13 protein-coding genes are annotated in these 9,227 nt (G+C 62.0%); 5 read left to right on the top strand and 8 right to left on the bottom strand.

Going from position 1 to position 9,227, the window contains the following annotated elements:
* Window positions 1-49 precede the first annotated feature (49 nt).
* From P3T23_RS09495 to P3T23_RS09465, 7 genes are all read right to left on the bottom strand, one after another.
* A complete protein-coding gene (locus tag P3T23_RS09495; RefSeq protein ID WP_429315921.1) occupies window positions 50-691 on the bottom strand; it encodes a DUF1109 domain-containing protein in 642 nt (213 codons plus the stop codon).
* On the bottom strand, window positions 688-1,191 hold the full coding sequence (locus tag P3T23_RS09490) for a DoxX family protein (protein ID WP_429315920.1): 504 nt from the start codon (window positions 1,189-1,191) through the stop codon (window positions 688-690). The genes P3T23_RS09495 and P3T23_RS09490 overlap by 4 nt, the downstream gene beginning before the upstream one ends.
* Window positions 1,192-1,196: 5 nt before the next feature.
* Window positions 1,197-1,976 carry an HvfC/BufC family peptide modification chaperone gene (locus P3T23_RS09485; RefSeq protein ID WP_429315919.1) on the bottom strand — a complete coding sequence of 260 codons (780 nt, stop codon included), beginning with the start codon at window positions 1,974-1,976 and terminating at the stop codon, window positions 1,197-1,199.
* Entirely contained in the window at window positions 1,966-2,889 is a 924-nt protein-coding gene (gene bufB, locus P3T23_RS09480) for an MNIO family bufferin maturase (protein ID WP_429315918.1), read from the bottom strand. Before bufB ends, P3T23_RS09485 begins: the two co-directional genes overlap by 11 nt.
* A 31-nt stretch (window positions 2,890-2,920) precedes the next feature.
* Window positions 2,921-3,226 carry a BufA1 family periplasmic bufferin-type metallophore gene (locus P3T23_RS09475; RefSeq protein ID WP_429315917.1) on the bottom strand — a complete coding sequence of 102 codons (306 nt, stop codon included), beginning with the start codon at window positions 3,224-3,226 and terminating at the stop codon, window positions 2,921-2,923.
* 162 nt (window positions 3,227-3,388) lie between these two features.
* Complete coding sequence (locus P3T23_RS09470; protein ID WP_429315916.1) at window positions 3,389-3,955, bottom strand: sigma-70 family RNA polymerase sigma factor; 567 nt, start codon at window positions 3,953-3,955, stop codon at window positions 3,389-3,391.
* A complete protein-coding gene (locus tag P3T23_RS09465) occupies window positions 3,949-4,590 on the bottom strand; it encodes a DUF1109 domain-containing protein (RefSeq protein WP_429315915.1) in 642 nt (213 codons plus the stop codon). The genes P3T23_RS09470 and P3T23_RS09465 overlap by 7 nt, the downstream gene beginning before the upstream one ends.
* Before the next feature lie 341 nt (window positions 4,591-4,931).
* On the opposite strand from P3T23_RS09465, the gene P3T23_RS09460 reads away from it, so the two are divergent.
* From P3T23_RS09460 to P3T23_RS09440, 5 genes are all read left to right on the top strand, one after another.
* Window positions 4,932-5,219 carry a hypothetical protein gene (locus tag P3T23_RS09460; RefSeq protein ID WP_429315914.1) on the top strand — a complete coding sequence of 96 codons (288 nt, stop codon included), beginning with the start codon at window positions 4,932-4,934 and terminating at the stop codon, window positions 5,217-5,219.
* A gap of 496 nt (window positions 5,220-5,715) precedes the next feature.
* On the top strand, window positions 5,716-6,105 hold the full coding sequence (locus tag P3T23_RS09455; RefSeq protein WP_429315913.1) for a thioredoxin family protein: 390 nt from the start codon (window positions 5,716-5,718) through the stop codon (window positions 6,103-6,105).
* Between the two features lie 2 nt (window positions 6,106-6,107).
* The gene (locus P3T23_RS09450) at window positions 6,108-6,836 is read left to right on the top strand and encodes a cytochrome c biogenesis CcdA family protein (RefSeq protein ID WP_429315912.1); all 729 of its coding nucleotides are present in this window, start codon (window positions 6,108-6,110) and stop codon (window positions 6,834-6,836) included.
* Window positions 6,837-6,987: 151 nt separating this feature from the next.
* Window positions 6,988-7,704 carry a hypothetical protein gene (locus tag P3T23_RS09445; RefSeq protein ID WP_429315911.1) on the top strand — a complete coding sequence of 239 codons (717 nt, stop codon included), beginning with the start codon at window positions 6,988-6,990 and terminating at the stop codon, window positions 7,702-7,704.
* On the top strand, window positions 7,701-8,780 hold the full coding sequence (locus tag P3T23_RS09440) for a 3-oxoacyl-ACP synthase III family protein (protein ID WP_429315910.1): 1,080 nt from the start codon (window positions 7,701-7,703) through the stop codon (window positions 8,778-8,780). Before P3T23_RS09445 ends, P3T23_RS09440 begins: the two co-directional genes overlap by 4 nt.
* Window positions 8,781-8,859: 79 nt before the next feature.
* Here P3T23_RS09440 and P3T23_RS09435 read toward each other — a convergent pair whose 3' ends face one another.
* Window positions 8,860-9,165 (bottom strand): carboxymuconolactone decarboxylase family protein, encoded by a 306-nt coding sequence (locus tag P3T23_RS09435; protein WP_429315909.1) that lies wholly within the window; start codon window positions 9,163-9,165, stop codon window positions 8,860-8,862.
* Between the last annotated feature and the right edge of the window lie 62 nt (window positions 9,166-9,227).

Here is a 9,227-nt window from a genome sequence, read left to right as displayed (position 1 = left end):
AATCCAATCGGGCGGCGAATGCGCCGAAGCCATCCGCAAACCGCGAACGTCACCAACGCAGGCAATGCGGCGCGATGGCCGCACCGATGGCGGTGGTAATCGCGATCGCGAGCACGTACCAGACGCCCCAGAACGGCACGGCCATCTCCGAGCAATACAGCGAGTAAACGAGCAACCCCTGTGCGCCGGCCAGCAGGCCCGCGCCCGCGCCGGCCAGCGCGAGGCGGGTAGGCGCGAGCTGCTTCATGGCGTGCATCATGGCGGTGAGCGACGGAAAAGACAGCATCACGACGCTCGCCGTCGTGGTGCGCCATGTCGTCCCGAGCATCAGCTGAAGCCGGTAGCCCGGCGGCGTTGCCATCAGAATACTTCCGGCGGCAAGCAGCATCGTGACGATGGGCAGCGCGACGGCGAACCAGGCGAACTTGAGCGGCGCGCCGGGGCGTCCGAGCCGTTCCGCGAGTTTCATGGCCGCAGCGATAATCGCGAGCGGGAAGACAAGGCGCACCCAGAACATCGTCGTGAGGATCAGCTCCGGCATGTCGCTTCGGACCCCGTACAGCGCGACCAGCAGGACCGTGCTGCCGGCGAGGCCGAGCATCAGCGCGCGATTGAGCAGCTTGGGGACGGCGTCGCGCTCGACCGGCGAGATGTCGCTGGCTAGCCGGGTGACCAGATCTCGCGTTTTCATGACCTGTTCGCACGGTCTCCAAGCAGATAGTCAATCGAAATCAGACCCGGTCCCCACGCGGCGATTCCCAGCGCCATGGCTGCCCAGGTGATGTGAATCGGCCAGCCGTCCGGCACGGTCAATTCGATGATGCAAGTCATCAGTAGCAGACCCGCAGCGGCGAACCGCGTGCCGAGGCCGAGCACGAGCAGCACCGGAAACGTAACCTCCCCGCAAGCGGAAAGGAAGGCGAAGACGGACGGCGCCGGAAACGGATACGGGCCACCCGGCAGGTGCAGATGGAATTCATCGGTGAAGAGGTCGATGGCCGTATCGTTAAGTTGCAGGAAACCGCGCCATTTGAGGATGCCCGATTTCCAGAACGGCACGGCCAGCGCAATGCGCAGCACAAGTTGCACGAACCATGGTTGCGCGAGTCGTTCGACGAGGCGTTGTGCCCGCACAATTGCATTCGCGACGATGCCCGTGAAGGACAGTCTGGTCTCTTGTCGAGTCGACATCTTGATTACTCCCTCTGTTGGAAGCCGGCAAACACGCCGGCTGAAATCATCGCTGCCAGATTGGCCGGCAGGTCGAAGGAATCAGTCTCGTCGAAGGCCGCTTCGGCCGCGGCCCCGAGCGACTCGCCCTTGATGAGCGCGATGAGGAAGGCCGCGCCGCCGACCGGCAGGCGCGACACGATCACGTTCTGGTCCGGCCGCGTGACGAGCGCGTCTTCCGCATCGCTCGAACACAGCGGGGAAACGGGGCCGTCCGTGCGGTTCATCGCGAAGATCGCGACGGCCGGATAGCGCGACCGCACGATTCGCGCGGCAGGGTGCGGGACGAATCGCACCTGCGCCAGCGATGACGGATCGACGCTCACCAAAGTCTCAGCCTTGAGCGTCGCGGCATCCGCCGCGTGATACGCGTCGAGCCAGGCGCGTTCGATGCGCGCCGTATCCGCGAGCCAGGGCATGTCGCGCGCGTATTCGTACGACTCGATGAACGAGGGGAAATCCCGCCCGTACTCGAACAACAGCTGCGAATCCGGCGGCGTGGCGCGGACGTGAGAGCGCGCCATCGCGCGGAAGAACTCGACGCCCGTGATGCGCTGGACCGCGGGATAGATGGCGGCCAGCGCGTCGATGAGGCTGACCGTGACGTTGTTGCGATAAACGTTGTACCGCTTGACCACGCCTTTTCCGCGCGCGGCCACGACGTCTTCGGGCGCCGTCGTCTCCGGATTCGTCAAACCCGGCGCGAACGCCGCCGCATATTCGAGAGGAAGATACTCAGGCTTCATGGCCGGCGTTTTCCACGAGTAGCGTTTCGTGCTCCGAGACGATCCATCGAGCCGCCAACGCCTGCGCCCGCAGTTCCGGCCACGCAGGAAGATGGCTGTCCCACTCGATCAGCGTCGGTATTGGCCCGGTGCGTGCCACGACATGCCGGTAAAGATCCCAGACCGGATCAGCGATGGCCCGGTCGTGACTGTCGATGAGCAGCAGTGTGTTCTCGTCGTCATGCTGCTCGCTGTGGCCGGCCAGATGTATTTCGCCCACGTATTCGAGCGGAAATTCCGCGAGGTAGGCGCGCGCGGAATAGCCATGATTGGCCGCCGAGACGAAAACGTTGTTGACGTCCAGCAGCAGACCGCAACCCGTCCGTTGCGCGACTGTGCGGATGAAATCCGGCTCGCTCATTGTTGACGACGCGAAGGCGACATACGTGGACGGGTTTTCGAGCAGCATCGGACGCCCGATGGCTTCCTGAACCTGGTCGATGTGCTCACACACCTTGTCGAGCGTGGCTTTCGTGTACGGCAGGGGCAGGAGGTCGTTGAAGAACGTGCCGCCGTGCGAGGACCACGCGAGATGTTCGGAAACGAGCGTGGGTTCGTAGCGCTCCACCAGTTCGCGAAAGCGCGCGAGGTGACGGACGTCGAGCGCGTCCGGCCCGCCGATCGACATGCACACGCCGTGAAGCGAGATCGGGTAACGCTCGCGGATCGCGGCAAGCGCGCGATGCGGTGGTCCGCCCGCGCCCATGTAGTTCTCGGCATGAACCTCGAAGAATCCGTCTTGCAGGCCGTCTTCGAGAATCGCGGCGAGGTGTACGTGCTTGAAGCTGGTGCCGGCAAGCCCGGTTGCGCCGGGCGCCGGACCACGGGAACGGCCAGGCGAATTCGCCGCCGCTGATCTGGTGGAATCGCTCATGGTCGTCCCGTCCCTCTTGTCGTTTGCGCGATCAGGTCGGCGTGAGCGAGCCGTGGCCGCCGCCCGGCACCTGAATGTTCGTGCACGTGCCACCCTGAACGAACTTCCACGAGTTGCCCTGGAAGTCGGTCGCCGATGTACCCTGGCAGGTCGTGCCCGGGCCGGCCGCGCAATCGTTTTGCCCCTTCAGCGCGACGCCATAGCACTTTTCCTTGTGAGCCGCGACAGCGGCACTTTCTTCCGCCTTGGTGAGCGGCGCGGCATGCGCCGCCGATGCGAGAAGGCCTGCAACTGCGCCGGCCAGCAGGGCGGCACTGACATTGATCTTTGCGGACATGAAATCTCTCCAATAGTCGGGATGGAAGGTATCCGTGGCGGATACGCCAGTTAATTCGCCGGATATCGATGCCGGGTTACAGCGAACGAATCTTTCGATTCGTGAGGCTGCAGTGCAGGTGTCGGGGTGACGGAGAATTGCTGGCTTCAGGCACGCAACAACTTAAGCAACCCCGCGCAGCCTGGCCGCGAGTGCCTTGAGGCCGCGATGCACGCCGACCTTGACGGCCGATTCCGAGAGCCCTGTCAGCTGCGCGGTCTCGGCGACCGACAGACCCTCGAGCTTCACATGCAGAATCGGCAAGCGCTGCTTGTCGGGCAGCTGATCGAGCAGCTTGCCGATGTCGCGGCGTGCCGCCAATGGTTCGTCGTCCGGCGCGCAGAAGATGTCGAGGTGATCGTCGATGGAATCGTGCAGCGATTCGCGGCGCGCCCGTGCCCTGAAGAAATCCATCAGCTTGTAGCGCGCGATCGCGTGAACCCACGCCGTCAGCGGCTCCTCGGGCCGGTAGGTGTGGCGTCCATTGTGGACGGCAAGCAGGATCTCCTGGACGAGATCCTCGACGTCGTCGGTGAGCTGAGGAATGCGTTTGCGCAGGTAGCCGCGCAAGTGGCGCGTCAGCTCGCTCAGGAAAGTGTGGTAGGCCACGGCGTCGCCGCTCATGCTGCTGATGAGCAGGGCTCTCAGTCGCATCTCTGTCGAATGCACGGTCGGTGGTCCTTCTACCATCGCAGGTATCGCGGCCCGAGAAGCGCGCCCGCCACGGCGGGAAGCGCCATGCCGATGACGTACCAGACGGCCCAGAACGGCACCCCCATTTCCGGACAATGGAGGCTATAGGCGACGGTCCCGGTAGCGCTTGCGAGCGCGCCGGCGGCCGCGCCCGCGAGCCGCAGCCGCGTCGGCGCGAGCCCGCGCACGGCCCAAAGCGCCGCAGCGAAGCCGGGTACCGAAAGGAAGGCGATGTTCAACGGGCAAGTTCGCCAGGTATGGCCAAAAAGCAGTTCGGCGCGCTGCGCGGAAGGCGCGAGCCAAAACACGGCCAGGCCCGCAAGCCAGACGACGCCGACGGGAACGGCAATCCCTGCCCATGCCGGGCGCACGGCAGCGCCGGGCCGCGCAAGACGCGCGGTGACGAGAAGCGAGCCTGCGGCGAGCGCGACCGGGAACGCCACCTTGGCCCAGAAGAGCGGCGTGACGAGCATCTCGCGCAGATCGGGCCGAGGACCGTAAAAGATCAACATGAGCAGCGTTGCGCCGATCGCGCCGGCGAGCAGCGCCCAGCTGAAACGCCGTGCACCCGCATGCGGATCGACGGGCGTGACGTCGGCGGCTAGCAGCGAGACCAGACGGTCGGTTTCCATATCGTTCTACCTGCAATGACTAAAGCTAGTTCGGATGGCGACCGCGTTCGGTTACAGCTGACCGAAAACTTTTGCCGGGCGCTCGAGCGTCCGCGGCACGCACAACCGCAACATGACACCATCCGCCGTGATAAACAAGGCAGTTAATTAGTCAATCTATTTACGGGATGTTCTACTAGTTGGCAAGTCGCGCGGTGAACGTCAGCCGTCGACTGAAGCGCAAAAGATTTCAGACGTGCTGTAACCCGTTCTTGAGCTTCTCCGAATTACTTTCCGGAATGCAAGTGCATCAGATCCGATCCAGGCGCATTCCAGCAATCACAGTTTTTTTGGAGGTCGTCATGAAGTCCAAGCTCATCGCCACGCTGTTGCTTGCAGCTATCGCTTCGCTTGCTGCTCCCGCTTTCGCAAGCGGCTATGGTCCTGCCCCGTTTTATCGCCCTGAGGTCGGCGCGCCGTCGTCGCAAGGCGGGCCGAGCGCGCGCACGCTCGCTGAGGAGCAGAACACGGCAGCCGAGACGCAAAGCGCTGTCGGCGGTGTGCCCGAATCCTCGATTTCGCGCTCGGGCAGCCGACGTCCGTTCCACGGACAGGACGACGGTCCTCAAGGGCTCTACCGCGGTCATTGATGCAGCTGAGGAGAGCCTTAAGATCGGCTTTCCGATCCCGAGCCGGTCATTGCAGTCCAACGGCGCCGCTTCGCATCCCGATGCGCCGCAGGTTCACGCCGAAAACCGGCCGCGGGGCCTCGCGCCGTTGATACCTGCACATGGGTGCCCTTCACTAACTGAGTTCTCGTATCACCATGATTCGAGACATTTTCAAACGCGTCATCGGTTTCCGCTTAGCCGCGTGCACCGTTTGTACGCCTTGGCCGATTTTTGATCGCCAGGATCTGGCTCGGTCAGCTCGTCTTCGCCCATGTGCGAGAACACTTTACGGCGTAGAGGAAGTATAAAAATAGTCGAACTGCTGTAACCGGCGCCGAAGCTATGGCGAATTACCAGTCAGAGTCGCCGTTCGTCCATTTTAGAAGCCAGAGCAACCGTGTCAGCGACGACGTACGAAGTGACTGGCGGACCAATCACTCCGGATTGACAGTGCAATGCCCCAGGGAGTGTCCCCATGAACATCTTTCGCCCCGTGGCCGTATTGAGCACGGCAATGTTACTTTCTACAGCAGCTCAATCTGCCGAATTTAGCGAATTCGATACCGCAGCATTCGCTTCCGCTCAAGCCGCTGGCGAGCCGGTGCTTATCGACGTTCGCGCGTGGTGGTGCCCTGTATGTGCATCACAAAGGCATACGATCAAGAAGATTGTCGCCGCGCCAGCGTACGACAAGCTCATCGTTTTCGAGCTCAACTACGATCGTCAAAAGTCCGAGTTGAAACGCTTCGGCGTTTCCAGACAGGGTACATTGATTGCGTTCAAGGGCGCGACCGAGACGGGTCGCATCATCTTCCAGACAGATCCCGGGAAGATCCAGACATTGCTCACAAGTGCTGTGCAGTAGCCATGTCCGCGGCTCTAGACCTGCTGCCGCTGGGCTTTGCGGCAGGCGCACTGACAATCCTTTCGCCATGTGTGCTTCCGCTCGTCCCGATCGTGCTGGGGAGTGCGGCGCAAAGAGACCGCTTCGGCCCGTTCGCACTCACGGGTGGACTGGTCCTGTCATTCACATCGTTGGGTCTCGCTCTTGCGGCATCAGGAGTCTCCGCTGCCCCAGACGCCGATCTCGTCCGTTTCATCGGCGCAGTAGCTCTGATCCTGATCGGGATTGTGACGCTGGTCGATCGCGCCCAGGTTTTGCTCAACCGGATCGTCGCCCCGATCGCCAACTGGGCGAGCCACAGCCAGACGGCATTGGACCGCTATGGCCTCATCGGCCAGGCCGCGATCGGGGCGTTGCTTGGCCTGGTTTGGAGTCCTTGTGTCGGGCCGACGCTCGGTGCAGCGACGGTACTTGCCAGTCAGGGAAAGAATCTGAGTGAAGCCGCTCTAGTGATGCTGGCCTTTGGACTTGGAATCGCGTCGACATTGCTCGCCCTCGCAGTCGCGGCACGTAGCATGTTGAGTCGGTGGCGCGGCAGATTGATGCGTGTTGGAGGAAGCAGTAAGCAGATGCTCGGCGGCTTGCTGATCGCGGTTGGTTTGCTAATCATTACGGGGCTTGATCACCAGCTTGAAGGAGTCGCTCTCGCTATCTCGCCGCAATGGCTGACTGATCTGGTCGCCCGATTTTGAAGAATTTAAATCTTTCGGGACCTCTCGACAGACCGAACCTCGGCTTTCATATCTGGAAATTGTAAAGAGGTTCCTGGCGTCGTCGTTCCAGGTTGAGGCGACCAAGGACGTCAGACCGACATGTTGGCCAATTTTAGACAGGACGTTGCAAATGCGCGTTGCCGTGAACAAGGTGGAACAGGTTGCCGTGAGTTCCGCTTCAGGCGTGTGCTTTGTCTTGTCGCGCCCAGCAGATGCCCTACCAGTACCCTATGTGGCTGCACCGCGCCTCGATCATCTCACCGCCCAAGCCCTGGCAGATGTTTTGCCATTACTTAGCTGCGGCGAGGAAGCTGCGACGATCGCCTTTCATCGGCTGGCCGATCAAGCGGGCAGCGACACTGAAACGACTATGGCGTTGCGGCGAATTGAAATGGAGGAACATGTTCACGAATCGCTATTGCAGCAACTCGCTGTCATGCTGCCACCGTCCCAGGATGCGGCAGAACTCCGCCGCGCCGCGCGCCGATTCCATATCCACCTGGCGGCCCACGGGCGGGCGCTGCATCTCGCGCGGATTGCGGCGATCGATGCGGCCGCTTGTACAATTCTGTCCCGCCTGATCGCGTCTCGCGCAGCGCTCGCGCATGATGAAGTGATCGTCCAACTGTTTCAGCGTATTCGTCATGATGAGGCGCGTCATGTTGCAGTGGCGAGAACCCTTGTCCGCGCACTCGGAACAAGCGATCGAATGCACCACGCTGCCGCGGCCGCACGGCTGTCGCTCGCGGAATTATTGCGCCTGCGAGGCGCGGCATTCGAAGGACTTCGTATTGATCCAGACGCGCTCATCCGCCATGTCGCGCGCTTGCCGAATGGCTTGCTATGACGACAGCATCCACCCGGAATTGGTACGCGAACGGCAGTGTTGCTGTTCTGGGCACAGGCTTTTCTTTACCTGGGCCACCGGTCGGTAACGAACAATTATTTGACCTGGTGGCCCCGTTCGCACCTGGGCTGTCTTCGCGCGCGATAAGCGCAACGGCGCGGCGGCTGGCAATTGAGACGCGTCATATCAGCCGCGCGTTCCGGGCCCGCGTCGAGGCTCCTGAACCTGGCGCACGCAACCCCGAACTTGCGGCAAACGCCATACGCATCGCACTCGACGAGGCGGGGCTTACAGCGGGTGATCTCGGTTATTTGATCGGCCATACCGCCACGCCGGCGCAGCCATTGCCGTCCAATATCGCGCTGGTGGCGGATGAACTTGGCTACGCTGGGCCGCATCTCGAACTGCGCCAGGCGTGCACCGGATTCGCAAACGCACTGGTGATCGCCTTCGGGCTGCTGACGCCCGCCGGTGCGCGACCGGTGGCGATTGTGGGATCGGAGACCGGCTCGCTCTTTTTTGATCCGGCCCGCGCTGCGACTGACCGGGACCAGCGAGTCAGTCTCGTACAGATGGGCGACGGCGCGGCAGCGATCGTGTTGGCGCCTTCGGATCAGGGGCCGCATCGATTGCGGGCAAGTTGGTTCGGCTCCATTGGTTTGGGCAAGTCCCCCGGGCTGGAGATGCGCACTGGCGGCTCCGATTGTGCCGCGTTTGCCTCTTCGCCGCTCAGCTTCAGCCATGATTACGGCCGGATTGCGGAGACTGGAGCAGGGCTGCTCGAAGAAGGTTTGGCCGCGGCGGCTTGCCAAGGGGTTACACCAGGCACGGTTGACTGGATCATTCCGCATCAAGCAAACGGGCGCATTGGCGTGCAGCTTGCAGCGCATTTCGACATTCCACTTAAGAAGATATTCGTCAACGCGCATCAAATTGGTAATACAGGATCTGCAGCGATCTGGCTGGCGCTTTCTCAACTACGAGCGCGCGGATTGCCGAGCGGCACCCGCGTGCTCACGCTGGGCGCCGAAGCAACCAAGTATATGCATGGCGGATTCTTGTATGAGCATGGCTAATGGTGCGCCCTATGTGCCGCCGGGCGACGACTCCAGCCGACTCAGAAACAGTTACACCCCCTCGGGGCGCCGCTGCAGGTCATCCACCAAAAAGATGCGTTGCATGAGTAATGGCTCCGCCGGCGCGAATCGCAGCCGCTACGAGGGCAGCCTCTGCCAATTGTTCGTCGCTTGCGCCTGCGTCTCGCGCCGCTTTCGCGTGAAGCTCCAGGCAGTATGGACATTGGGTCGTGAGGGCAACCGCAACCGCAATAAGTTGCTTGTGAACACTCGACAGCGCTCCTTCCCTGAAGACCGCAGTATCGAAGTTCGAGAGTTGCTGCATCGAATCCGGTGCTAGTTCGTCCAGCTTCTTGAGTCGTGCGAGTTTTTTCATGTCGTACATGTCAGGCTCCATGAGTCAGATAACTACGAGGATGGGATCTTCATGGTAGGAAATCGTGGGTT

The sequence above is a fragment of the Paraburkholderia sp. GAS448 genome (genome assembly GCF_050435685.1).
Taxonomy (GTDB): domain Bacteria; phylum Pseudomonadota; class Gammaproteobacteria; order Burkholderiales; family Burkholderiaceae; genus Paraburkholderia.
The sequence above is the reverse complement of the archived record's forward strand: the minus strand, read 5'-3'. Positions and strand labels throughout refer to the sequence as shown.